Raw genomic sequence first — 24,303 nt, forward strand, 5'->3', positions numbered from 1 at the left:
TATTGTGAATTTATGACGAACAGAACCGGATGCTGTGCAAGGCGCCTGCAGCGACGCAGTGCGAGCACTGCTAGCTGCGGGCAACACCGCACAGCGCCGCTTATGGAAGTCAGAAAACACAATAACTTATTGAGGGTTACTTAGATAGGCAGTCTCCATCTTGCGCATCCACGAAAGGTTTTATTCCATGCACCACGCTTCGCGTTCCCTCCTTACCCGCACCGTCCTGGCCTGCGCCCTGTCGCAAATCGGCATGGCCCTGGCCCTGCCGGCATCGGCCCAGGCACAAACCCGGCAAGTACGCGCCTACAGCATTCCGGCCGGCGCGCTGGGTGACGTGCTGACGCGCTTTGGCAGCGACAGCGCCATTTTATTGTCGTTCTCCAGCGAGGCCACGCAAGGCTTGCGCAGCGCCGGCCTGCAAGGCAGCTACAGCCTGCAGGAGGGTTTCAGCGTGCTGCTGGCGGGCAGCGGCCTGCAAGCCGTGCCGCAATCGAACGGCGGCTACCTGCTGCAAAAGATCGCCGCCGGCGCCGGCGCCCCTTCGGCGGACAGCCGCGGCGTGGCCGTCATGAGCGGCGTCACGGTGGTGGCGGCGGCCGAGCACAGCGCCGCCACCAGCGGCACGGGCAGCTATACGGGCGGCCCCGCCAGCGGCGCCACGGGACTGGCGTTGACGCAACGCGAAACGCCGCAGTCGCTGACCATCGTCACGCGCCAGCAGATGGATGACCAGAACAGCAACGCCGTCTCCGACGTCATGAAAAACGTCAATGGCGTGAGCGTGCAAAACTACGACAGCGACCGCTGGAGCTTCCAGGCGCGCGGCTTTGCCGTCACCAATTTCCAGTACGACGGCGTATCGGCCATCTATGACGGTGTCTACGACTGGGGCACGACGAACAGCGACATGGCCATCTATGACCGCATCGAGGTGCTGAAGGGCGCGACGGGCCTGATGAGCGGCTCGGGCGACCCGTCGGCCACCGTCAACATGGTGCGCAAGCGCCCCACCGCCAGCTTCGAAGGTTCGGCCACCCTGGGCGCGGGATCGTGGGACAACTACCGCGGCGAAGCCGATGTCTCCGGCCCGCTCAATGCCAGCCGCACGGTGCGCGGCCGCCTGGTGGGCGCCTACCAGGACAAGCATTCCTACCTGGACCGCTACACGCAGCAGAAATCCGTCGCCTACGGCATCATCGAGGCGGACCTGACATCCGTCACCCTGCTCACGGCAGGCTTCACGCACCAGGATTACAAGCCGCGCGGCTCGACCTGGACAGGCTTCCCCGTCCTGCTTTCCGATGGCACCCGCACGGATTTCCCCACCTCGTGGAACCCTGCCACGGACTGGAGCCGCCGCGACATGCAGAACACCACGCTGTTCACATCGCTGGAACATACGTTCGCCAACGAGTGGAAAGTGAAATTGAGCGCCAACCAGCTGCGCAGCAAGCATGACAGCGTGCTCGGTTCGGCCAGTGGCGGCAATCCCGCGCCTGTCACGGGCGCAGGCACGTATTTCTTCATGGGCAAATACAAGGGCGACCGCCGCCAGACCACCGTCAACGTGGATGCCAGCGGTCCATTCACGGCATTTGGCCGTCGGCATGAAGCGATGATCGGGTATTCCAGTTCGACGGCAAAGCAGGATGGTCCCGTCTACGAATCGGTCTACCCTCCCGTGGAAGGCAGCTATTTCGACTGGCGCGGCCAGTATGCGGAACCGGCATTCAAGCGCCTGGGCGACGACAACGACAGCACGCGCCAGAGCGGCCTGTATGGCGCCGTGCGCCTGCATCCCGTCGATGCGCTGTCCGTCATCGTCGGCGCGCGCGTCAGCAACTACAAGCAGGAACAGGACCGCACCTTCTTCGACGCCGGCACCGCGCGCATCACCTCGCGCATCGAGGAAAACAAGGTCGTCACGCCGTATGCGGGCGTCGTGTATGACCTCGACAAGACCTATTCCGTGTTCGGCAGCTACACGAGCATCTTCGCGCCGCAGAGCAACCGCGACATCAACCGCAATTTCCTGTCGCCCGTGCGCGGCAAGGGCGTGGAAGCGGGTGTGAAGGCGGAGTACCTCGACGGCACGGTCAATGCCAGCGCGTCCCTGTTCCAGATCCGCCAGAGCAACGTGGCCAGTTCCGTGGGCGAAGTCAACGGCGAAGAAGCGTATAAAGCCATCGACGGCGTCACCAGCCGCGGCGTGGAGATGGAAGTGACTGGCGAAGTGGCCAAGGATGTGAAGCTGAGCGCCGGCTACACCTACACCCACGTGCGCGACGCGGATGGCAAGGATGTGTTTTCCACCATGCTGCAAACGACGCAGCCTGCCCACCTGGTGCGCGTGCAAGGCACGTGGCGCCTGCCGGCCAGCCTGGACAAGCTGACCGTCGGTGGCGGCGTCAACTGGCAAAGCAGCTACGAAGGCAATATCTGGAATCCCGCCATCGAGGACTATTCGCGCGTCAAGCAGGGCGGCTACGCGCTGGTCAACCTGTTGGCCCGCTACGAGATCAGCAAGAACGTCACGGCCAGCCTCAACGTGAACAACCTGCTGGACAAGAAGTACCTGACGGGACTGGGCCTGTTCCAGACGGGCTTCTACGGCGAGCCGCGCAATGTGATGTTCACCGTGCGCACGAAGTTTTAATCAGCTTCCGTACAGCGCCAGCGCCCAGGCTGGCGGGCGCAACTCCAGCGCCAGCGACAGGCAAGCGGGATCGAAGCGTGCCGCCAGCAGGTACACATTGGCGGCGCCCTTCGGCTCCCAATTCCCCGTAAAGCCCTTTTCACCGGCCGCCACGCGCTTGCGGTCGAAGGGCACGGCGCTTTTCGCGAACTCCTCGTGCGTCTTTCTGCCCTGCGCATAGGGCGCCAGCCAGGCCAGCGCCTCAGCCAGGCGCCGCGCTTCCGGCGCGCCATACCAGTCGTCGCCATGCGCCTGCGCCATCAGGGCTGTCGTCAGCAGCGGCTCCAGGCTGTAGGTGGTGTAATGCAGGGCGTCGCGCTGCTCGAAGTCGAAGGGTACGCCGCCGGCGTCGATATTGCGCGGCACGTGCGCCAGGAAGCGTTCCTTCGCCCGCGCGATCAGCAAGGCGTCGCCCGTGACATACGCGGCGGCCGTGCCGATCTTGATGCGGTGGCTGTGCCAGTTGTTGCGCGCCGTGGACGGGCCGCCCACCTTGATGGGATCACTCAAATACCCGTGCGCCAGGGTGCGGCAAAACGCCTGCACCTGCTCGCGCTCGACGCCGTTCAAGCGTTCCTGTACCAGGTCATAGCCCATCAGCAGGCTGGCCAGCTCCGTCTCGTCGACGGGGCTGAACGAGGGCTGATAGCTGCCGCTCCAGGCCAGCAGCAGCTGGCGCGCCGCCTCGAAATGCGCCATCTCGCCCGACAGCCGCCAGGCCAGCGCCTGCAAGCGCGCCTGGCGCCAGTCTTCCTGCGCCTGCTGGCTGGTCTCGCGTCCGCCCTCTCCCTTCAGCAAGCCGCCCGTGCGCACTTCAGCCATCAGGTGCACGGGCCGCGCCGCATCCTTGCGCGCCGCCTTGACCACCTGTTCGGCAATGGCCGGCGCCACCCGCGTCTTGAGCGTGCGGGCGCGCGCGGCGGACGTCAGCGCAAACGGCAGCGGCCCCTCATGCGGGCGCGGCGCCGCGCGCAAGCCCGCCAGGGGCAACGCCAACAGTGCCGCCAGCACAGTGCGCCGGCGGATCAGGTGCGTACTCAAAACCGCGTCTCCCGCGCCGCGCGCAAAAAGTTATCGAGGATGGGCGTGCAATCGAGCAGCTCGACGCCGCCCGCCGAATGGAATTCCGGGTGCCACTGCAAGCCCATGACGAAGCGCGCCCGCTGGTAGCGGATGGCTTCGACGATATTGTCCCCTTGCGAATACGCTTCCACGGTGATGTCGCGCCCCAGGTCCTTGACCGACTGGTGGTGGATGGAATTGACGAGCGCCTCGCCCGCCTTCGGGAACATGCCCGCCAGCGACGAGCCTTTCGGGAAGACGATGCTGTGACGGTGACGGTCATACAGGTCGTTGACGTGCGAGGTGGCGCCTTCCACATCCGAGGCGATGTCCTGGTACAGGGTGCCGCCAAAGCCCACGTTGATGAGTTGGCAGCCGCGGCAGATGCCCAGCACGGGTTTGCCCGCATCGACGAATTCGTGCAGCAGCTCCAGTTCGTACAGGTCGCGCGCACGGTCGCCGTTCCATTCGGGCCGCGTGGCTGCCTCGGAATACGTCTGCGGCGAGACGTCGGCGCCGCCCTGCAGCACCAGGCCGTCCAGGTGGCGCGCATAGTGGCGCAAGGTGATATTGCTCGGGTGTAGCTGGCCGCTGGTATTGACCGTCGGGATCATGAAGACCAGCACGTCGCGCGACATGACCCATTGGGCGATCGACTCTTCCAGGTATTGCAGGTTCTTGCTGCGCAGGCCAGTGGCGCCCGGTTCGGGGTGGAAAATGCGCGCCGAGATGCCGATGCGCAGGGTGCGCCGCATGAAATCGCGGCTGGCCTTGTCGCGCATGGAGCGGTAGCGCGACGAGATCACCCGCCAGGCCAGCGCCAGCGGCGTATCGTTGTCCTTCAGGTAGCGGGGGGCCGCGTCGCGCGCACGGTGCTCATCATCGGGTGCCCGGCGGCCCACCCGGTCAGGCCGCGACGGCGGTGATGCTGGCGCTGCGGGATCGGTGGAAGGAGGAAGCTGGGGATCTTTTTCGTCTGACATGGCGGGGCTGACTGAAAGCGGAGACGTTTTCAATATAAACCCCTGCCCCCGAAAGCACGATTCAATTTTGTAACAAAAGCATACGCACGGGGCATCCACGCAACACGCTCAACGCATACGGCCCGTTTACGCTGGCGGCCCCGCTTTTTAGAGAATCTTTACGCCCCCGCTGCTAATCTTGAACGTACCTCAACCACCGCTGCAAAGCCACCATGGAACCCCATTCACGCCTGCAAACGCATCAAGCGCATCAAGCACTGCCCCACCGCCATCCCCGCCTGCCCACCTTCCTCATGCACATCACGGTCGACAAAGCCTGCCTGGCCGAGCTGCGCCAGTTGGTCGTCAAGACCTGCGGCGGCATGCTGTCGTTCATGCGCGTCGAGGCGGTCGACCATGCCGAACGCATGAAGGTCTGGCTGTGCGTGACGGAACCGGCCCTGCGCCTGACCATGGATGCCGTCATGCGCCTGTTGCCGGCGGCGGAATTTGGCCGCATCAGCCAGGGGAAATCGCTATGAACCAGTATGCCTGCGAGCACGCGATGTCTTCAATGCGCATCACCGCGCACTTCCAGGGCATCTGGGTGCCGATGGTCACGCCATTCCGTGATGGCGATGGCGACATCGACTTCGACGCCGCCCAGCAGCTCGCGTGCGATCTGGCCGCCAGCGGCATCGACGGCCTGGTGGTGTGCGGCACCACGGGTGAAGCGGCCATGCTGAGCGCCGCAGAACAGACCATGCTGCTCGACAGCGTGCTCGAAGCCGTCGGCCCCCGCTTCCCCGTGTTGATGGGGATCGGCGGCAGCGATACGCGCGGTGTCGTCGCCACGGTGCAACGCTACAACGACCATCCGCTGGCCGGCCTGCTCATCTCCGCACCCGCCTATGTGCGCCCTTCGCAGGATGGCATCGTGCGCCATTTCCAGGCCATCGCCGCCGCCACCGACCAGTCCATCGTGCTGTACAACGTGCCGGCACGCACGGGCGTCAATATCGAACCGCAGACGGCGGCCCTGCTGGCGCGCGACTCGCACTTCGTCGCCATCAAGGAAGCGGGCGGCAAGCTGCAGCAGCTGGGCGAACTGCTGCTCGACACGCGCCTGGACGTCTTGTGCGGCGACGATGCGCTGCTGCTGGCCAGCCTGTCCATGGGCGGCCACGGCGCCATGTCGGCCGCCGCCCAGGTGCGCCCCGACCTGTATGCGCAGCTGTACCACCTCGTCAAGCAGGGCCGCCACGGCGCCGCCGGCGCGCTGTTCAAGACCATGCTGCCCGTCATCCGCCTGCTGTTTGCCGAACCGAATCCCGCTCCCGTCAAGGCGGCGCTGGCCATGCAGGGCAAGGTGCGCGACGCATTGCGCCTGCCGATGACGCCCATGTCTTCCGCCGGCCAGGCCGCCCTGGCCGCGGCACTCGATCCATTGATGCAGCTGCCGGCATGGACGGCCAGCGACAGGGAAGAGCCGCGCGAAGGCTGTCTGCTGCAGCTGGTCTCCCCTGCCGACATCATGCCAGCCGTACGCCAAGATGATCATCGCCATCACGGATGAACGCGGGGGGATGGAAAAATCCATCCTGGCCGGGCGGCTGGCCGCCTCGCGCGCGCTGGCCGGACGCAAAGTATTGCTGCTCGATGCCGATCCGCGCCAGGGCGCCATGGCGCAAGCCAGGAACATGCACGACGGCGCCATGCACAGCAGCCTGACGCGGCCGCGCCTGATGGCGCGCGCCATCAGCGCCAAGGGCTTGCAACCGGAGCTGGAACACCTGGTGCACTGCTACCACGACATCGTCATCGACAGCGAAGGCCGCGACTCCATGGGCAGCCGTTCGGCCCTGATCGCCGCGCGCGTGCTGGTGGTGCCGCTCGACGGTGTCGTCGACGCCGCCGCGCAATCAGGCTTGGCGCTGCGCATCGCGCACGCGCGCAGCGTCAATCCGGGCCTGCGCGTCCTGCTGGCAACGGACACGCAAGCGGCACCCGCCCACGCCCTGGCCGCGCAGATTCCCGCCGCCCGCGTAGTCAGCCTGGGACAGCTGTACTGCGCCGTTTTCAACCTGCCGGCCTAGCCTGGCGCATCACGTAAAAAAAGGCGGCGCATGCGCCGCCTCTCCTCCCTGTCAATTAAAACGTCTTGCTGACGGTCAGCTGCAGCGCCGTCTTGCCCATGAATTTGCCATTCACGGGTGAAGCATAGGCGGACTTGCCCGCGTTCGTGCCGATCACGGCCAGCGCGCCCGTCACCACGCCGAAGTCGCGCGTGACGCCCACTTTCCAGTCCGTATAGCTAGCCGCGTCGTTGTTTTGGACCTTCTGATGGCCCGCATGCAGGTTGCCGGTCCAGCCGTTCGTCAGGTCGATGGTCGCGCCGATGTCCAGGTAGCCGCTGTTCTTGCTGTTGACGATGCCGAACAGGTTCGAGACGGCGTGCGAATATTTGACGTAGGCGGGACCATACGACAGCTGGCCGTAGACTTCCTGCGTGTCCGCGTCGGCCAGGCCGGCGATGTGCTTCAAGCCGTTGTCCGCATACACGTACGCCAGCACGCCCACGTCATAGCCAACGTCGCTGGTCAACTGGCCGCGCTTGCCCGCATACAGGTCCACTTCCACGTCGCCGCTGCCGCCCGCGTCCTTGGTCCACTTGATGGTGGAGGCCCAGGCGCCCGCGTACAGGCCCGTCGGGTTGTTGACATAGTCGGCGCCGCCCTGCAGCGCGGGTTTCAAGCGCGTCTGCGAAATGCCGCGATAACGGTAGTCGGACACGCCGGCCACGTTGAAGCTGACTTCATTATCGGGCTTGGCCTCTTCCGCGTGGGCCAGGCTGCCCGTAAAGGCTGTGGCGACGGCAAGTGCAAGTAACATTTTATTCATGGTTTTTTCTTCTTCATTGGTGGTATGGGCCTTTGCCAACATGGCGCAGCTGGCCCGCCGCTGCAAAAATTTTGGGTAAAGCGTCCCCCTGGCGCGCGCGGCGCCTGTTTTCCAACAGGGGATTGACAGGTGTTAGAGCGGCAGCAGCAGCCGGTAGCCGACGGCCGTTTCCGTCAACAGGTACTGCGGCTGGGCCGGATCGGCTTCCAGCTTCTGGCGCAGATGCCCCATGTAGATGCGCAGGTAATGGCCGTTTTCACTGTTCGACGGCCCCCACACTTCGCGCAGCAGCTGCGGATTGGTGACCACCCTGCCCGCGTTCTTCACGAGTACCGACAGCAAACGGAATTCCGTCGGCGTCATGTGCACCAGTTGCTTGTTGCGCGTCACCAGCCTGTCCTTCAGGTCGACCCGCACGTCGCCGAACTGCACCACGCCATCATCGCTGGCGGCGGGCTGGCGCTGACGGCGCAAGGTGGCGCGCACGCGGGCCAGCAGTTCGCCCACGCCGAACGGCTTGGTCAGATAATCGTCGGCACCCGCGTCCAGCGCGCGGATCTTGTCCTGCTCGTCGACCCGCGCCGACAGCACGATGATGGGCACGGCCGACCATTTGCGGATGTCGGCGATGAAATCGATGCCGTCGCCGTCGGGCAGCCCCAGGTCCAGCACGATCAGGTCGGGCCGGCGCGTGCCGGCATCGATCAGGCCCCGCTGCATGGTGGCGGATTCGAAAATCTGCCAGCCCTCGTCTTCCAGCGCGGCACGCACGAAGCGGCGGATTTGCGGTTCATCCTCGACCAGCAAGGCGGTGGCGGAAGGTTCGTTCATGTTGGTTTTCCTGTTTCATGGTCGTTGGCGTCATCGAGCTCAGTCTCCGGCGGCGCCGGGGGCGTGCCCAGCGGCAGGCTGAAGACGATGGCGGCGCCCTGTCCCGGCGCGTGCGGCTGCGCGTGGATGGTGCCGCCGTGGGCTTCGACGATGGCGCGGCAAATGGCCAGCCCCAGCCCGACGCCCGGCTTGTTCGATTCGCGCTCGCCGCGCGTAAATTTCTCAAAAATGGCTTCTTCTCGGCCCGGCGGCAAACCCGGGCCATCATCAGACACCGCCACCTGCAGGAACTGGCCATGCACCCCGGCCGCGACCGTGATGGTGCTGCCCGGCGGCGTGTACTTGGCCGCGTTTTCCAGCAGGTTGCACAGCACGCGCTCGACCAGCACGGCATCGTAGCGCACCAGCGGCAAGTCCGGCGCCAGCTGCGTCTGCACGGCATGCTGCTGCAATTGCGGGCCGCTGGCGCGCAGCGCGCTGCCCACCACTTCTTCCAGCGCCTGCCATTGAAGGTTCAGGCGCACCTGTCCACTCTCGATGCGCGCCATGTCCAGCAAGTTCGCCACCAGGGCGCTCATGCGCACGGTTTCGGACTGCAGCGAGCGCGCCATGTCCAGCTGCGTGGGCGACAAGGCGGGCCGCGACAGGGCCAGCGATTCGGCCAGGCCAACCAGCGACGTCAATGGCGTGCGCAAGTCGTGCGACAGGGCCGCCAGCAGCGAATTGCGCAGCCGCTCGGACTCCATCTGCAGCAGCGCGCCCTGGGCCACGTCGATATAGTGCACGCGTTCGAGGGCGATGGCCGCCAGCGCGGCAAAGGTATCGAGGTGCTGGCGCTGTTCCGGCACCAGCAGCCAACGCCCGCGCTGCGCGCCATCGAGCGGCAGCAGCGCCAGCACGCCCCGCGTGCGCATCGGCGCGATCAGCGGCAGGTAGAAAACGGGCGAAGCCGGCAAGGTATCGGTCCCCGTCCCCGCCGCCTGTGCATGGTCGAAGGCCCACTGCGCAATGCCGATATCGAGCGCCTCGCCGCCGTTCGGGGCCTGCAAGCCGCCCTCATCATCGGGCAGCAGCAGAGTGGCGCGCGCGCGGAAAGCCCGTTCAATGGCGCTTTTCGTGATGTCGAAAATCTGCTCCGTCTGCAGCACGCCGGACAGCTCGCGCGAGAATTCATACAGGGCGCGGGCGCGTGCTTCGCGGTGCGAGGCCACGCGCGCCTGGAAGCGCAGGCCCGCCGTCAGGTGGCCCGTGATCAGGCCCACGGCCAGCATCACGCCAAAGGTGATCACATACTGGAAATCGCCCACGGCAAACGAGAAGCGCGGTGGCACGAAGACGAAATCGAAGCAGGCCACGCCCACCAGGCTCGCCAGCGCCGCCGGCCCGCGTCCCAGGCGCACGGCCACCAGCACCACCGTCAGCAAGGACAGCATGGCGATATTGGCCAGGTCAAGATAAGGCTGCAGGGGGACGGAGGCGAGCGCCGTGGCCAGGCTGGCGCCGGCGGCCAATATGTAGCGCCAATGGCGCGGGGGCCGGCGCGGCGCTTCCGCATCTTCGCCGGCCGCGCGCCGGGGCGCCGCATCGGCAGGCGGCAAGCCCACCTCGATCAAATCGATATCGGGTGCCAGGCTGGCCATGCGCGCGGCTGGCGGCGTGTGCCACAGGCGCGTCAGCGTGCCGGCGCGGCCACGGCCCACGATGACTTTTGAGATATTCGCGTTGCGCGCATACTCGACCACGGCGCCGGCGATGTCGGCGGACGGCACAATGGCCGTGCGCGCGCCCAGGTCCTGCGCCAGTTTCAGGGTTTTCAGGATGCGCTCGCGCTGGATCGCCGGCAGGCGCTGCAAACGCGGTGTTTCCACGTACAGCGCATGCCATTCCGCATTCAGCTGGCTGGCCAGGCGCGCCGTGCTGCGGATCACGTGCTCGCCGCCCGCGTGCGGTCCCACGCAGGCGAGCAGCGCGGCGCCCGTCTTCCACACGGGATTGATGGATTTCTCGACGCGGTAAGCCTGCACGTCGTCCTGCACCCGGTCCGCCGTGCGGCGCAAGGCCAGTTCGCGCAAGGCGATCAGGTTACCCTTGCGGAAAAAATGCTGCGATGCCCGCTCGGCTTGCAGCGGCTGATACACCTTGCCCTGCTTCAGGCGGCGCAGCAGTTCATCGGCCGGGATATCGACCAGCACCACTTCATCGGCGCGGTCGAATACCGTGTCGGGCAAGGTCTCCGCCACGCGCACGCCCGTGATCCCGCCCACCACGTCGTTCAGGCTTTCCAGGTGCTGCACATTCACGGTGGAGAGCACGTCGATGCCGGCCGCTAGCAATTCCTCGACATCCTGCCAGCGTTTCGGATGGCGCGAACCGGCCACGTTCGAGTGGGCCAGTTCATCCATCAGTATCAGCGCCGGCGCGCGCCGCAACGCTTCGTCCAGGTCGAACTCGAACAGGGTCTTGCCCCGGTACTCGATGGCCTTCAGGGGCAGCACGGGCAAGCCGTCAAGCTGGGCCGCCGTATCCTGGCGCCCATGCGTCTCCACTACCCCCACCAGCAAGTCCTGGCCATCGGCCAGCAGTTTGCGTGCGGCCGCCAGCATCGCATAGGTCTTGCCGACGCCGGCCGAGGCGCCAAAATAGATGCGCAGCCGGCCGCGCGCGGCTTTCTTTTCCTGTGCCTGCACTTGCGCCAGCAGGGCATCAGGGTCGGGGCGTTGGCTGTCGTTGGGGAGCATGTTGTATTTTAATCTTCCTGGGCATTGTAGGTCGGATTAGCGCGCTAGCGCGTAATCCGACGACATCGTTGGCCTGGCCGGTGGTGATGTCGGCTTACGCCGGCCAACCAACCGTTGTCAGCTTACTTTGCCATGGCATCCAGCGCCAGATTCAGTTCCAGCACATTCACGCGCGGCTCGCCGAAAAAGCCGATATACGCGGTTTTCTGCACCTTGGCGATGGCGTTTTCCACCTGCGCCAGCGGCATGGCGCGCACGCGGGCCACGCGCGGCGCCTGGTACAGGGCCCCCGCCAGGCTGATTTCAGGATCCAGGCCGCTGCTCGACGCCGTCACCAGATCGACAGGGATCGGGTTGCGGTTGCCCGGATCGGCAGCCTGCAGGGCGGCGATGCGCGCCTGGACGGCGTCCACCAGGGCCGGATTGGTCGGCCCCTGGTTCGAGCCGCCCGAACCGGCACCGTTGTTCGCCATCGGCGCGGTGGCCGATGGGCGGCCCCAGAAATACTTGGGCGAGGTGAAGGACTGGCCGATCAGGGTCGAGCCGACAGGGCGGCCAGCCCGCTCGACGATGCTGCCGTTGACTTCATCGTTGAAAGCCAGCTGCCCGATGCCGGCCGTGGCAAACGGATAGACGACGCCGCATATCACGGTCAGCGCGGCAAACAGGACCAGGGCGGGACGTACGATAGTGTTCATGACGGTTCCTTTAGACTAAATTGAGTGCGGACAGCAGCATGTCGATCAGCTTGATGCCGATGAAGGGCAGGACGATGCCGCCCAGGCCGTAGATCAGCAGGTTGCGGCGTAACAGGCTGGCCGCGCCGATGGCCCGGTATTGCACGCCTTTCAGCGCCAGCGGAATCAGCACGACGATGATCAATGCATTGAAGATCACGGCCGACATGATGGCCGAGGCGGGACTGGCCAGGTGCATGATGTCCAGCGCTTTTAGCTGCGGATAGGTGCCCACGAAGGCGGCCGGGATGATGGCGAAGTACTTGGCGATGTCGTTCGAAATCGAGAACGTCGTCAGCGAACCGCGCGTCATCAGCATCTGCTTGCCGATTTCAACGATTTCCAGCAGCTTGGTGGGATTCGAATCCAGGTCCACCATATTGCCCGCTTCTTTTGCCGCCTGCGTGCCCGAGTTCATGGCCACGGCCACGTCGGCCTGGGCCAGCGCCGGCGCATCGTTGGTGCCGTCGCCCGTCATCGCCACCAGGCGGCCTTCGGCCTGGTAGCTGCGGATGAGTTTCAGCTTGTCTTCCGGCGTCGCTTCGGCGAGGAAATCGTCCACGCCCGCTTCGGCGGCAATCGCCGCTGCCGTCAGCTTGTTGTCGCCCGTGATCATGACGGTCTTGATGCCCATGCGTCGCAATTCCGCGAAGCGCTCCTTGATGCCGCCCTTGACGATATCCTTCAGCTCCACGGCGCCCATGACGCGGCCATCGTCAACCACCACCAGCGGCGTGCTGCCGCGGCGGGCGATGTCGTCGACGGCGCGCCCCACCTCGGCCGGATACGGCTGGCCCAGCGCTTCCACGTACTTCTTCATGGAGTCGGCCGCGCCCTTGCGCAGCTGGCGCACCTGCTGTTCGCCCGCGATATCCACGCCGCTCATGCGCGTCTGCGCCGTGAAGGGCACGAAGGTGGCGTGCAGGCTGGCCATCTCGCGTTCGCGGATATTGAACTTCTGCTTGGCCAGCACGACGATGCTGCGCCCTTCCGGCGTTTCATCGGCCAGCGAGGCCAGCTGCGCCGCATCGGCCAGCTGCTGCTCCGTCACGCCGGGCGCCGGCACGAAGCTGGAAGCCTGGCGGTTGCCCAGGGTGATGGTGCCCGTTTTGTCAAGCAGCAGCACGTCCACGTCGCCAGCCGCTTCCACGGCGCGGCCCGACGTGGCGATCACATTGGCCTGCATCATGCGGCTCATGCCGGCCACGCCGATGGCGGACAACAGGCCGCCGATGGTGGTCGGAATCAGGCACACGAGCAGCGCGATCAGCACGGTGATGGTCACCGGCGTGCCACTGCCGGCCGCCGCCACGGAAAACAGCGAATACGGCAGCAGGGTCACGGTGACGATCAGGAACACGATCGACAAGGCGACAAGCAGGATCGTCAGGGCGATCTCATTCGGCGTCTTCTGGCGTTTGGCGCCTTCGACCATGGCGATCATGCGGTCGATGAAGGCTTCGCCAGGGTTGACGGAAACGCGCACCAGCAGCCAGTCCGACAGCACGCGGGTACCGCCCGTGACGGCGGAAAAGTCGCCGCCCGATTCGCGGATGACGGGCGCCGATTCGCCCGTGATGGCGCTCTCGTCGACGGAGGCCACGCCGGCCGTCACTTCGCCGTCGGCGGGAATCACGTCACCCGCCTCCACCAGCACCGTCATGCCCTTGCGCAGGTCGGTGGCCGGCGTGGGCAGCCAGGAAGTGCCGTATTTCGGCGTCTGCATTTTCTTTGCCATCACCGTCTGCTTGAGGGCGCGCAGGGACGCGGCTTGCGCCTTGCTGCGGCCTTCGGCCAGCGCTTCGGCGAAATTCGCGAACAGCACGGTAAACCACAGCCACACGGCGACGGCGACGATGAAGCCGAATGGCGCTTCGCCCTGGCCATTCAGGGCCTGGATGGCCAGCAAGGTCGTGATGATGCTGCCCACGTAGACGACGAACATCACGGGGCTGCGCCACTGCGTGCGGGGGTCGAGTTTTTTGAACGCATCGACGACGGCGGGGCCGATCAGTGCGGAATCGAACAAGGTCAGGCTTGTGCGTGACATGGTAGCCTCTTATTTGATGAAAAGTTGCAGGTGTTCGACGATCGGGCCCAGGGCCAGCGCGGGAACGTAATTCAAAACGCCGACGAGCACGACAACGCCGATCAGCAGGCCGATGAACATGGGGCCGTGCGTGGGCATGGTGCCGGCATTGGCCGACAGGCGCTGCTTGGCCGCCAGCGAACCGGCCACCGCCAGCACGGGCACGATCACGCCGAAGCGGCCGAACCACATGGCGATCGCCAGCATCACGTTGTAGAACGGCGTGTTGGCGGACAGGCCGGCAAACGCGCTGCCGTTGTTGTTGGCCGCCGACGTGAAGGCGTACAGGATTTCGGAAAAACCATGCGCGCCCGGATTGGCCACGCCGATCTTGCCCGGCTCGACCATCACGGCGATCGCCGTGCCCGTCAAGACCAGGGCTGGCGTGACCAGGATGGCCAGCGAGACCATCTTCATTTCATAGGCCTGGATTTTCTTGCCCAGATATTCGGGCGTGCGGCCTATCATCAGGCCTGCGATGAAAACGGCCAGGATGGCGAACATCAGCATGCCGTACAGGCCCGTGCCCACGCCGCCGAAGATCACTTCGCCGAACTGCATCAACAGCAGCGGCACCATGCCGCCCAGGGGCATGTAGGAATCGTGCATGGAATTGACGGCGCCGCACGATGCGGCCGTCGTCACTGCCGCGAACAGGGTCGAGGAGCTGATGCCGAAGCGCGTTTCCTTGCCTTCCATATTGCCGCCCGATTGCAGGCTGCTGGCCTGCTGGTCCACGCCCAGGGCTTGCAGGGCGGGATTGGCTTGCTGCTCGGCGCTCATCACGCCAGCCGTCATGACGACAAAGATCAGGGTCATGGCGGCCAGCACGGCCCAGCCCTGGCGCATGTCGCCCACCATGCGGCCGAACGTGAAGCACAGGCCGGCGGGGATGATGAAGATGGCCAGCATCTGCAGGAAGTTCGACAGCACGGTGGGGTTTTCATACGGGTGCGAGGAATTGGCGTTGAAAAAGCCGCCGCCATTCGTGCCCAGCAGCTTGATCGACTCCTGCGACGCGACAGGGCCCATGGCGATCGTCTGCGTCGTTGCCACTTGCGCTTCCATCACGGGCTTGCCGGCCGCATCCAGCACGGGCTGGCCGTCGGCCGTCACTTTCGGCGTTTCATACGCCACGTGGTCGAGCAGGGTCACTTCCTTGTAGGCGGAAAAATTCTGGATCATGCCTTCGCCCATGAAGACGACGGACAGGGCCAGGGACAGCGGCAGCAGGATGTACAGGGTCGAGCGCACCAGGTCGACCCAGAAATTGCCGATCGACTTGCCCGAGCGCGAGGCGAAGCCGCGCACCAGCGCGAAGATCACGGCGATGCCGGTGGCCGCCGAAAAGAAGTTCTGGCACGCCAGGCCCAGCATCTGCGTCAGGTAGCTCATGGTCTGTTCGCCGCCATAACCCTGCCAGTTGGTATTGGCGACGAAGCTGACGGTGGTATTGAACGAGGAATCGGGGCTGACGGCGCCCAGTCCCTGCGGATTGAGTGGCAGGAAGCCCTGCAGGCGCTGCAGGCCGTAGACGAAGACGGCGCCCACGGTATTGAAGACGATCAGGGCGATGGCATAGCTTTTCCAGCCCATGGCCTTGTCGGCGGGAAGGCCGGACCAGCGGTACAGCAGGTTTTCCAGCTTTTGCAGCCAGCCCAGGCCGCGCACGGGGCCATCGCCGGCCACCCTGGCCATGTACAGGCCCAGCGGATAGCCGGCGGCCAGCAGCACGGCGAGGAAAGCCACCAATAACAGTATCGATTGCGTCGTCATCACAGTTCCTCCGCCTTCAGCAGCGCCACCAGCAAATACACGAGCAGGCCAGCCGAGACGACGGCGCCCAGCACATAAAACGCGTTCATTTGACGCTCCCTAATTTGTCGCAGGCGACGGCAAAGCCGGCCGCCACGACGAAAAACACGGCAATCAAGCCGAGATACACGAGATCCATTCCCACCCTCATTCAGGTTTGTTTTGATAGTGAGCAGATTAGCCAAAAGGGTCTAAAAAATTCGTAAAGACTGGGGAGGCAGCTGTAAACAAGATGTAAAAACGGCGGCTTTACCGCATAAAATCCAGCACAATTGGCGCAAAACCACGCGCGCGGCGCACTGTTGTTGCCTTGGAGTAGCGCTATTGCCCGCCGATCAAGATAGAATGCGCGAGCGTCCGCACAAGGACGCCAAGCCTGCCGCACTGCCCTCCCCCAGTGACGCTGGACGGGATATACTGTATATTCATACAGTTATCGCCGCCGCTGTCATTGCGCCCGCAGTGCCCTGGCCTGGCGTTCCAACCACTGTCTTTACTTAGCTTGAACACGTATGGCCACTAAAAAAACAGCATCCGACTACAGCGAATCATCCATCCGTGTCCTGAAAGGACTGGAACCCGTCAAGCAGCGCCCGGGGATGTACACCCGCACTGAAAATCCGCTGCACATCATTCAGGAAGTGATCGACAATGCCTCCGACGAGGCGCTGGGCGGTCATTGCACGCATATCGCCGTCACGCAAAACACGGATGGCAGCATTACCGTCGAAGACAATGGCCGCGGCATTCCCGTCGGCCTGCACCCGGAAGAAGGCGTGCCGACGGTGGAAATCGTGTTTACACGACTGCACGCGGGCGGCAAGTTCGACAAGGGTTCGGGCGGCGCCTATGCGTTCTCGGGCGGCTTGCACGGCGTCGGCGTGTCCGTCACCAATGCGCTGTCGACGCGCCTGGAAATCACCGTCTGGCGCAAGGAAAGCGACGGCAACGGCTTGCACCACATGGTGTTTGCGAATGGCGACGTGATCGAGCCCTTGAATTCCCGCCCCGCCCCGCGCGACGGCAAGAAGTCGGGCACGCGCGTCACCGCCTGGCCCGACGCAAAATATTTTGATTCGCCCAACATCTCGCAAACGGAGCTGCAACGCCTGCTGCGCTCGAAAGCCGTGCTGCTGCCGGGCGTGACCGTCACCCTCACCAACGCGAAAACCGGCGATACGCAGACCTGGCAGTACGCGGAAGGCTTGCGCGGCTACCTGACCGAAACGCTGGCGCAGGTATCGAATGGCGAAACCCTGATTCCCCTGTTCGAAGGCGCGCAGTATGCGGGCCCGGACTCGGAAGGCTTTGCCGAGGGCGAAGGCGCGGCCTGGGTTGTGGCGTGGACGGAAGAAGGCGCCATCGTGCGCGAATCGTACGTCAACCTGATCCCCACCTCGAATGGCGGCACGCACGAATCGGGCTTGCGCGACGGCCTGTTCGGCGCCGTGAAGAACTTCGTCGAAATGCACTCGCTGCTGCCGAAAGGCGTGAAGCTGCTGCCCGAAGACGTGTTCGCGCGCGCTTCCTTCGTGCTGTCGGCCAAGGTGCTGGACCCGCAATTCCAGGGCCAGATCAAGGAACGCCTGAACTCGCGCGACGCCGTGCGCCTCGTCTCGACCTTCACCAAGCCGCCGCTGGAACTGTGGCTGAACCAGCACGTCGACTACGGCAAGAAGCTGGCCGATCTCGTGATCAAGCAGGCGCAGTCGCGCCAGCGCTCGCTGCAAAAAGTGGAAAAGAAAAAATCCTCGGGCGTGGCCGTCCTTCCCGGCAAGCTGACCGACTGCGAATCGTCGGACATCGCGCGCAATGAACTGTTCCTCGTCGAGGGCGACTCGGCGGGCGGTTCGGCCAAGATGGGGCGCGACAAGGAATTCCAGGCGATCCTGCCCCTGCGCGGCAAGGTCTTGAACTCGTGGGAAACGGATCGCGACCGCCTGTTCGCCAATAACGAGATCCACGACATTGCGGTCGCCATCGGCGTCGATCCGCACAGCGTGGGCGATACGCCCGACCTGTCCGGCCTGCGCTACGGCAAGATCTGCATCCTGTCCGACGCGGACGTGGACGGCTCGCACATCCAGGTACTGCTGCTGACGCTCTTCTTCAAGCACTTCCCGGCCCTGATCAACAAGGGACACATCTGCATCGCCCGTCCGCCTTTGTACCGCGTGGATGCGCCGGCGCGCGGCAAGAAGCCGATGCAGAAAATCTATGCGCTCGACGACGGCGAACTGCTCGCCATCGAGGACAAGCTGCGCAAGGAAGGCGTGAAACAGGGCGCCTGGTCGATCTCGCGCTTCAAGGGCCTGGGCGAGATGAACGCCGAGCAGTTGTGGGAAACGACGATGAACCCGGACACGCGCCGTTTGCTGCCCGTCACGCTCGGTGAAGTCGACCACATGGCCTCGGCTTCCCGCTTCAATATGTTGATGGGCAAAGGCGAAGCGGCGGGACGCCGCGCCTGGATCGAAGAACACGGCAATGAGGCGGAGGCGGATATCTGATGATCATCGGTATCGACCTGGGCACCACCAACAGCCTGGTCGCCATCTGGCGCGATGGCAAGGCTTCCATCATCCCGAATGCGCTCGGTGAACACCTGACGCCGTCGTGCGTCAGCATCGATGACGACGGCACCGTGCTGGTGGGCCGCGCCGCGCGCGAGCGCCTGCAGACGCACCCGCAACTGACGGCGGCCGTCTTCAAGCGCTACATGGGCAGTGAAAAGAAGATCACCCTCGGCACGCAGCAATTCCGTCCGGAAGAGCTGTCGTCGATGGTGCTGCGCGCGCTGAAGGAAGATGCCGAAGCCTTTTTGGGGCACAAGGTCGAGGAAGCCATCATCACCGTGCCCGCGTATTTCAGCGATGCGCAGCGCAAGGCCACGCGCATCGCCGGCCAGCTGGCGGGTTTGCGCGTGGAGCGGCTGCTGAACGAGCCGACGGCCGCCGCGCTGGCCTACGGCATCCGCGACAAGGAACAGGAAAGCAAATTCCTCGTCTTCGACCTGGGTGGCGGCACCTTCGACGTGTCGATCCTGGAACTGTTCGAAGGCGTGATGGAAGTACGCGCCTCGGCCGGCGACAATTTTCTGGGCGGCGAAGACTTCGTCACCGTGCTGGTCGACGCCTTTTTGGAAGGCAGCGGCTTGCGCGATGCGGCCGGCAGCCGCCTGTTCGACCCGCGCCAGCAGCAGCTGCTGCGCGATGAGGCAGAGCGCGTCAAGCGCCTGCTGTCGGACCAGCCATCCGTGCGCATGGCCACGCGCTACCAGGACAAGGAATACAGCTGGGAGATCAGCGAAGACAAACTGGCGCAATTGTGCGAGCCCCTGCTGGCCCGCCTGCGCCTGCCCGTGGAACGGGCGCTGCGCGACGCCACCATCCGCGCCGCGGAATTGAATGAAGTAGTGCTGGCCGGCGGCGCCACGCGCATGCCGCTGGTGCGCAAACTCGTCTCGCGCATGTTCGGCCGCTTCCCCGCCATCCACCTGGATCCGGACGAAGCCGTGGCGCTGGGCGCCGCCGTGCAAGCAGGGCTCAAGATGCGCGACGCGGCGCTCGACGAAGTGGTCATGACGGACGTGGCGCCGTACTCGCTGGGCATTTCCATTTCGCGCCAGGTCGGCGCGAACCAGTATGAAGGCGGGCATTACCTGCCCATCATCGAGCGCAATTCCGTGGTGCCCGTCTCGCGCACGGAAAACATCACCACCATCCACGACAACCAGAAGGAAATCAACGTGGCGATCTTCCAGGGCGAGTCGCGCCTGGTGGCCGACAATGTCTTCCTCGGCAAGATCAGCTTCCCGATACCCGCGAAAAAGGCGGGCGAAATCGGCATCGACGTGCGCTTCACCTACGACGTCAGCGGCGTGCTGGAAGCGGAAGTGACCGTGCTGGCCACGCAGGAAAAGCACAAGATGGTCATCAGCGACAACGCGGGCGTGATGACGCCGGAACAGATCGAGCAGCGCTTTGCGGAACTGGCCGACCTGAAGATCCACCCGCGCGAGCAGATGGAAAACCGCACCCTGGTCACGCGCGCCGACCGGCTGTACGAACAGTCTCTGGGCGACGTGCGCCAGTACCTGGCGGCGCACACGGCCAACTTCCAGGCCGCGCTGGAAACACAGGACCCGAACACCATCCGCAAGGCACGCCAGGCGCTCGACGAAGTGTTGCGCCAGGTCGAGAGCGAGAGCTTCCTGTAAATGGACGGCGGCATGGACAACGGACAGCGCAGCCTGTGGGCAATCCTGGGCACGGAGCCGACCGGCGACGAGCGCGCCCTCAAGCGCGCGTATGCGAAGCGTCTGAAGGTGACGCGTCCCGAAGACGATCCGGCCGCCTTCCAGGAACTGCGCGAAGCGTATGAATACGCGCTGCGCCATGCGCACCTGTTTTCCGAGGAATTGCCGGAACCGCCAGCGGCCGAAGCGGAAGCGGAAGCGCCAGAAGCACCGCCGATGGAACCGGCCGACTTGTGGGGCGTCATCGACGAACCCGCGCAGGAGCCGCCCGCAGAACTGTGGGGCGTCATAGCCCAGGAGCAGACGCCGCCGCCAGAACAATGGGGCGTGGTCGCCATCGATCCGGCGCAGGAAGCGGACAACCTGTGGCAGGGCTGCCTGGCGCTGACGCGGCACGCGGATGCCGGCGAGGTGCTGGCCCGCATCCTGCAGGACGACGCCATGCTGAATCTCGACGTGCGCGAGGAGTTCGACCTGTGCGCGCTGCGCTATTGCGCCAGCGCCGGCTATACGCTGCCGCTGCGCCAGGCCCTGTTCGAGCAGCTGGGCTGGGACCACGATTTTTCCTACCTGGCGCGCAGCCATGCGGACCTGGTGCGCGGCGCCGTGCAGCGCTACCGGGCCGACCGCTCGTTTGCCCATTTCAGCGACAACCGCGACAGCTATCCCGGCCTGGACTGCATCATGTCGCAGCAGCCGCCATCGGCCTACGCGCGCCAGCTGTTCGACCAGAAATTCAACCTGCAGCTGCGCGAACTGCTGCACGCGATACGCTGGCAGCACGGCGAAATGCTGGCTTACAAGCTCGATACGGACCTGTTCGAGCAATGGGAGCAGGCCGTCCATGCCAGGCGCTACTTCAAGCAGACGGCGCTGGCTTCGGGCGGCCTGGGTTTCGTGCTGCACTTCATGCTCGCTGGCGTGCTCGATGCGGCCGGCTTCAAGCTCGGCGACACGGCCGCCTATGCCAGCCTGCTGGGCTTCCAGGCGCTCGCCTTTGCGCTGCTGGCCATGCATGCCTTGCGCTGGCCGGCGCCCCTGTTCGCGCGGGTCGATACGCTGCAGGAAGCGCTGCAGGAACGCCTGCCCACGCTGTGGCAGCGGCCCGGCTTGCGGCAACTGGGCTGGATCGTGCCCTACCTCGTGCTGGCGCTGCTGCTGTTCCTGCCCGAACGCAGCGAGACCATGCGCCTCGTTACCGCGGCCGGCTTGTGCGCGTCGGCGCTGCTCGCGTACGCGATGAACCGCCAACTGCTGCATGGCATGCTGCTGCTCCTGTGCCTCGGCCTGTCGCTGTTCGCCGCCATGTTCATGAGCGGCAAAGGCCCTGCGGCGCTGGCTATCGGCGAGGCCATGCCATTGATATTCTGCCTGGCGGCGCTGGCCCTGCGCAGCGCCACCGGCCTGTATGGCGATTGCGGCTTCCCCGAGGCGCTCTTGCCCCGCCTGCGCGCGGCATGGCTGATCGGTTGCGCGGGCTTGCTGCTGCAACTGTATTTGCAACTGCTGCCGGCCGCCCTCGTCGGCGCCGCGCTGTATGCCTGGTCGTGCGCCGGCTTGCTGTTTTCGCCCACCGATTTCAAATGGAAGACGATCTGGCCGGTGGTGCTGGTGCCGTCGCTCGCCAGCTTCGTGCTGGCCGGCCACGCCCCGGCCATCCGCGCCATGCCGATGATGCATAACAGTGTCGAGCTGGCCCTGGCCGTGCTGTATCTGACCTTGCGCTACATGTATCTGACGTATGGCAAGTCTTTTTCCAAACCCGGGCTGTCATAATCAGCCCCACGAATTCAACCGCAACCACTTAACACCGAAACAAGCGCCATGTCCACACAAACCAATTTATTTGACGATGCCCAGCCTGAGCCGATCGAGCCGGATGAACCGGTATTCGACGGCGAAGCGCTGACCCTGTCCACCTTTGCCGAGCGCGCCTATCTCGATTACGCCATCTCCGTCGTCAAGGGCCGCGCCCTGCCCGACGTGTGCGATGGCCAGAAGCCCGTGCAGCGCCGCATCCTGTATGCGATGAATGAGCTGGGACTCAATTCCACGGCGAAGCCCCGCAAATCGGCGGCCGTGGTCGGCGACGTGCTGGGTAAATTGCATCCGCACGGCGACCAGTCCGTGTACGACGCGCTCGTGCGCATGGCGCAGGATTTCTCCTTGCGCTACCCGCTGATCGACGGCCAGGGCAACTTCGGTTCGCGCGACGGCGATGGCGCCGCGGCCATGCGTTACACGGAAGCGCGCCTGACGCCGATCGCCAAGCTGCTGATGGATGAAATCGGCATGGGCACGGTGGACTTCCAGCCCAACTACGACGGTTCGACGGAAGAACCGAAGCTGCTGCCGGCGCGCCTGCCGATGGTGCTGCTCAACGGCGCCTCCGGCATCGCCGTGGGCCTGGCGACGGAAATCCCGTCGCACAACCTGGCGGAAGTGGCGAAAGCGGCTGTCGCCATGATCCGCGATCCGAAGATGACGCACGCCGAGCTGATGGCCATCATTCCCGGCCCCGACTTCCCCGGCGGCGGCCAGATCATCACCCCGCCATCGCAGATCCAGGACATGTACGCGAGCGGCCGTGGCAGCATGAAGGTGCGTGCGCGCTGGAAGATCGAGGAACTGGCGCGCGGCCAGTGGCAAGCCGTCGTGACGGAACTGCCGCCTGGTACCTCGTCGCAGAAGGTGCTGGAAGAAATCGAGGAACTGACGAATCCGAAGATCAAGCTGGGCAAGAAGGCGCTGTCGCCGGACCAGGTGGCCCTGAAGGCGCTGATCCTCAATTCGCTCGACACCATCCGCGACGAATCGGGCCGCGCCGCGCCCGTGCGCCTCGTGTTCGAGCCGAAGTCGAAGAACCAGGACCAGACGGAATTCATGCTGATGCTGCTGGCGCACACCTCGCTGGAATCGTCGACCTCGATCAACCTGGTGATGATAGGCGGCGATGGCCGTCCACGCCAGAAAGGCCTGGGCGACATCCTGCGCGAGTGGATCGACTTCCGCTTCGAGACCGTCACGCGCCGCACCGGCTACAAACTGGGCAAGGTCAAGGACCGCATCCATATCCTGGAAGGGCGCGAAGCGATCCTGCTCAATATCGACAAGGTGATCCAGATCATCCGCAATTCGGATGAACCGAAGGCGGCCCTGATCGAAGCGTTCAAGCTGTCCGAACGCCAGGCCGACGACATCCTGGAAATCCGCTTGCGCCAGCTGGCACGCCTGGAGACGATCAAGATCCAGCAGGAACTGGCCGAGCTGCGCAAGGAAGAAAAATCGCTGCAAGACCTGCTCGACAACCCGGGGTCGATGAAGCGCGCCATCATCCGCGAAATCGAAGCGGACGCCAAGCAGTTCGGCGATGCGCGCCGCACCCTGATCGAGGAAGCGCAGAAAGCCGTGGCGGAACAGAAGGTGGTCGATGAACCGGTCACCGTCATCATCTCGGAAAAAGGCTGGGTGCGCGCGCGTACCGGCATCGGCCACGATGCGGCGCAGTTCACGTTCAAGGCGGGAGACTCCCTGCATGGCGCCTTCGAGTGCCGTACGGTCGACACCCTGCTGGGCTTTGGCAACAACGGCAAGATTTACTCGGTTCCCGTCTCCGCGCTGCCCAACGCGCGCGGCGATGGCGTGCCGATCACGACCTTGTGCGACCTGAGCGGCGGCACGCCCGGCAACGCCGTGCGCATCCTCCATTACTTTGCGGGCAATGGCGCCACCAATTTGCTGCTGGCGTCGAGCGCAGGCTACGGCTTCATCGCCAAGGCGGGCGACATGACGAGCCGCCTGAAAGGCGGCAAGGCCTTCATCACCCTGGACGATGGCGACGTGCCTTTGGCGCCGAAAGTCATCCCCGAGGCGGCCAGCGCCCTGGCCTGCCTGACGGAAGGCGCACGCCTGCTGGTGTTCGGCCTCGATGAAATGAAAACCCTGTCCAAGGGCGGCACCGGCGTCAAGCTGATCGACCTCGATGCGAAAGACAAGCTGCTGGCCGTGCAGCCGATCACTCAGCGCGGCGTGGTGGTCTCGGGCATCGGCAGGGCTTCGAAACCGCAGGATGCATCGCTGGGCGCCACGGCCCTGGCCGAACACTTCGGCAAGCGTGCCAAGAAAGGCAAGGCGCTGGCGGCCAAGCTGAAACCGGTCTCCATGGCGGCCATCGGCTGATCGGCATCCGGCCATACGAAAAGACAGGTTCGC

At 64.9% G+C, this 24,303-nt stretch carries 17 protein-coding genes; 8 read left to right on the plus strand and 9 right to left on the minus strand.

Annotated features, from left to right (window positions below; translation table 11 throughout):
- Positions 1 to 187 precede the first annotated feature (187 nt).
- Positions 188 to 2,659 (plus strand): TonB-dependent receptor, encoded by a 2,472-nt coding sequence (locus O3297_RS17800; RefSeq protein WP_305049322.1) that lies wholly within the window; start codon positions 188 to 190, stop codon positions 2,657 to 2,659.
- Here the strand turns inward: O3297_RS17800 and O3297_RS17805 are convergent, their stop codons facing one another.
- Together O3297_RS17805 and O3297_RS17810 are read right to left on the minus strand one after the other, a co-directional pair.
- Positions 2,660 to 3,739 carry an alginate lyase family protein gene (locus O3297_RS17805; protein ID WP_305049323.1) on the minus strand — a complete coding sequence of 360 codons (1,080 nt, stop codon included), beginning with the start codon at positions 3,737 to 3,739 and terminating at the stop codon, positions 2,660 to 2,662. It abuts the gene before it with no gap.
- Positions 3,736 to 4,743, minus strand: a complete 1,008-nt coding sequence (locus O3297_RS17810; protein ID WP_034780288.1) for a gamma-glutamyl-gamma-aminobutyrate hydrolase family protein — start codon at positions 4,741 to 4,743, stop codon at positions 3,736 to 3,738. Before O3297_RS17810 ends, O3297_RS17805 begins: the two co-directional genes overlap by 4 nt.
- 212 nt (positions 4,744 to 4,955) lie before the next feature.
- On the opposite strand from O3297_RS17810, the gene O3297_RS17815 reads away from it, so the two are divergent.
- The 3 genes from O3297_RS17815 to O3297_RS17825 are packed head-to-tail and all read left to right on the plus strand — an operon-like array spanning position 4,956 to position 6,818.
- On the plus strand, positions 4,956 to 5,264 hold the full coding sequence (locus O3297_RS17815) for a hypothetical protein (RefSeq protein ID WP_225317423.1): 309 nt from the start codon (positions 4,956 to 4,958) through the stop codon (positions 5,262 to 5,264).
- Positions 5,261 to 6,298 (plus strand): 4-hydroxy-tetrahydrodipicolinate synthase, encoded by a 1,038-nt coding sequence (gene dapA / locus O3297_RS17820; protein WP_305049324.1) that lies wholly within the window; start codon positions 5,261 to 5,263, stop codon positions 6,296 to 6,298. Before O3297_RS17815 ends, dapA begins: the two co-directional genes overlap by 4 nt.
- A gap of 10 nt (positions 6,299 to 6,308) precedes the next feature.
- Entirely contained in the window at positions 6,309 to 6,818 is a 510-nt protein-coding gene (locus tag O3297_RS17825; protein ID WP_305049325.1) for a cobyrinic acid ac-diamide synthase, read from the plus strand.
- A gap of 55 nt (positions 6,819 to 6,873) precedes the next feature.
- Here O3297_RS17825 and O3297_RS17830 read toward each other — a convergent pair whose 3' ends face one another.
- The 7 genes from O3297_RS17830 to kdpF form a co-directional block, all read right to left on the minus strand.
- On the minus strand, positions 6,874 to 7,623 hold the full coding sequence (locus O3297_RS17830) for a TorF family putative porin (RefSeq protein ID WP_305049326.1): 750 nt from the start codon (positions 7,621 to 7,623) through the stop codon (positions 6,874 to 6,876).
- 132 nt (positions 7,624 to 7,755) lie between these two features.
- On the minus strand, positions 7,756 to 8,454 hold the full coding sequence (gene kdpE / locus O3297_RS17835) for a two-component system response regulator KdpE (RefSeq protein ID WP_034746496.1): 699 nt from the start codon (positions 8,452 to 8,454) through the stop codon (positions 7,756 to 7,758).
- Positions 8,451 to 11,192, minus strand: coding sequence for a DUF4118 domain-containing protein (locus tag O3297_RS17840; protein ID WP_305049327.1), 2,742 nt, complete (start codon positions 11,190 to 11,192; stop codon positions 8,451 to 8,453). Before O3297_RS17840 ends, kdpE begins: the two co-directional genes overlap by 4 nt.
- Before the next feature lie 122 nt (positions 11,193 to 11,314).
- Positions 11,315 to 11,890 (minus strand): potassium-transporting ATPase subunit KdpC, encoded by a 576-nt coding sequence (gene kdpC / locus O3297_RS17845; RefSeq protein WP_305049328.1) that lies wholly within the window; start codon positions 11,888 to 11,890, stop codon positions 11,315 to 11,317.
- A gap of 10 nt (positions 11,891 to 11,900) precedes the next feature.
- Positions 11,901 to 13,979 (minus strand): potassium-transporting ATPase subunit KdpB, encoded by a 2,079-nt coding sequence (gene kdpB / locus O3297_RS17850; RefSeq protein ID WP_092607725.1) that lies wholly within the window; start codon positions 13,977 to 13,979, stop codon positions 11,901 to 11,903.
- Positions 13,980 to 13,988: 9 nt separating this feature from the next.
- Positions 13,989 to 15,794, minus strand: coding sequence for a potassium-transporting ATPase subunit KdpA (gene kdpA, locus O3297_RS17855; RefSeq protein ID WP_305049329.1), 1,806 nt, complete (start codon positions 15,792 to 15,794; stop codon positions 13,989 to 13,991).
- Positions 15,794 to 15,883 carry a K(+)-transporting ATPase subunit F gene (gene kdpF, locus O3297_RS17860; protein WP_034746483.1) on the minus strand — a complete coding sequence of 30 codons (90 nt, stop codon included), beginning with the start codon at positions 15,881 to 15,883 and terminating at the stop codon, positions 15,794 to 15,796. Before kdpF ends, kdpA begins: the two co-directional genes overlap by 1 nt.
- A 462-nt stretch (positions 15,884 to 16,345) precedes the next feature.
- On the opposite strand from kdpF, the gene O3297_RS17865 reads away from it, so the two are divergent.
- The 4 genes from O3297_RS17865 to parC are packed head-to-tail and all read left to right on the plus strand — an operon-like array spanning position 16,346 to position 24,270.
- Positions 16,346 to 18,343, plus strand: coding sequence for a DNA topoisomerase IV subunit B (locus tag O3297_RS17865; RefSeq protein ID WP_305049330.1), 1,998 nt, complete (start codon positions 16,346 to 16,348; stop codon positions 18,341 to 18,343).
- Positions 18,343 to 20,052 carry a molecular chaperone HscC gene (locus O3297_RS17870; RefSeq protein ID WP_092607719.1) on the plus strand — a complete coding sequence of 570 codons (1,710 nt, stop codon included), beginning with the start codon at positions 18,343 to 18,345 and terminating at the stop codon, positions 20,050 to 20,052. The genes O3297_RS17865 and O3297_RS17870 overlap by 1 nt, the downstream gene beginning before the upstream one ends.
- Positions 20,053 to 20,064: 12 nt before the next feature.
- A complete protein-coding gene (locus tag O3297_RS17875) occupies positions 20,065 to 21,867 on the plus strand; it encodes a J domain-containing protein (RefSeq protein ID WP_305049331.1) in 1,803 nt (600 codons plus the stop codon).
- A gap of 48 nt (positions 21,868 to 21,915) precedes the next feature.
- Entirely contained in the window at positions 21,916 to 24,270 is a 2,355-nt protein-coding gene (gene parC / locus O3297_RS17880; RefSeq protein WP_034780316.1) for a DNA topoisomerase IV subunit A, read from the plus strand.
- Positions 24,271 to 24,303 lie beyond the last annotated feature (33 nt).

This window comes from Janthinobacterium sp. SUN128, assembly GCF_030587275.1.
GTDB lineage: Bacteria > Pseudomonadota > Gammaproteobacteria > Burkholderiales > Burkholderiaceae_D > Janthinobacterium > Janthinobacterium lividum.

Excerpts from the sequence above, each read along its gene's own strand:
- O3297_RS17830 (WP_305049326.1), bottom strand. The coding sequence starts at position 7,623 with ATGAATAAAATGTTACTTGCACTTGCCGTCGCCACAGCCTTTACGGGC.
- kdpB (WP_092607725.1), bottom strand. The coding sequence starts at position 13,979 with ATGTCACGCACAAGCCTGACCTTGTTCGATTCCGCACTGATCGGCCCC.
- kdpA (WP_305049329.1), bottom strand. The coding sequence starts at position 15,794 with ATGACGACGCAATCGATACTGTTATTGGTGGCTTTCCTCGCCGTGCTG.
- O3297_RS17875 (WP_305049331.1), top strand. The coding sequence starts at position 20,065 with ATGGACAACGGACAGCGCAGCCTGTGGGCAATCCTGGGCACGGAGCCG.
- kdpF (WP_034746483.1), bottom strand. The coding sequence starts at position 15,883 with ATGAACGCGTTTTATGTGCTGGGCGCCGTCGTCTCGGCTGGCCTGCTC.
- O3297_RS17810 (WP_034780288.1), bottom strand. The coding sequence starts at position 4,743 with ATGTCAGACGAAAAAGATCCCCAGCTTCCTCCTTCCACCGATCCCGCA.
- O3297_RS17840 (WP_305049327.1), bottom strand. The coding sequence starts at position 11,192 with ATGCTCCCCAACGACAGCCAACGCCCCGACCCTGATGCCCTGCTGGCG.
- O3297_RS17865 (WP_305049330.1), top strand. The coding sequence starts at position 16,346 with ATGGCCACTAAAAAAACAGCATCCGACTACAGCGAATCATCCATCCGT.
- O3297_RS17815 (WP_225317423.1), top strand. The coding sequence starts at position 4,956 with ATGGAACCCCATTCACGCCTGCAAACGCATCAAGCGCATCAAGCACTG.
- parC (WP_034780316.1), top strand. The coding sequence starts at position 21,916 with ATGTCCACACAAACCAATTTATTTGACGATGCCCAGCCTGAGCCGATC.
- O3297_RS17800 (WP_305049322.1), top strand. The coding sequence starts at position 188 with ATGCACCACGCTTCGCGTTCCCTCCTTACCCGCACCGTCCTGGCCTGC.
- dapA (WP_305049324.1), top strand. The coding sequence starts at position 5,261 with ATGAACCAGTATGCCTGCGAGCACGCGATGTCTTCAATGCGCATCACC.
- kdpC (WP_305049328.1), bottom strand. The coding sequence starts at position 11,890 with ATGAACACTATCGTACGTCCCGCCCTGGTCCTGTTTGCCGCGCTGACC.
- kdpE (WP_034746496.1), bottom strand. The coding sequence starts at position 8,454 with ATGAACGAACCTTCCGCCACCGCCTTGCTGGTCGAGGATGAACCGCAA.
- O3297_RS17825 (WP_305049325.1), top strand. The coding sequence starts at position 6,309 with ATGGAAAAATCCATCCTGGCCGGGCGGCTGGCCGCCTCGCGCGCGCTG.
- O3297_RS17870 (WP_092607719.1), top strand. The coding sequence starts at position 18,343 with ATGATCATCGGTATCGACCTGGGCACCACCAACAGCCTGGTCGCCATC.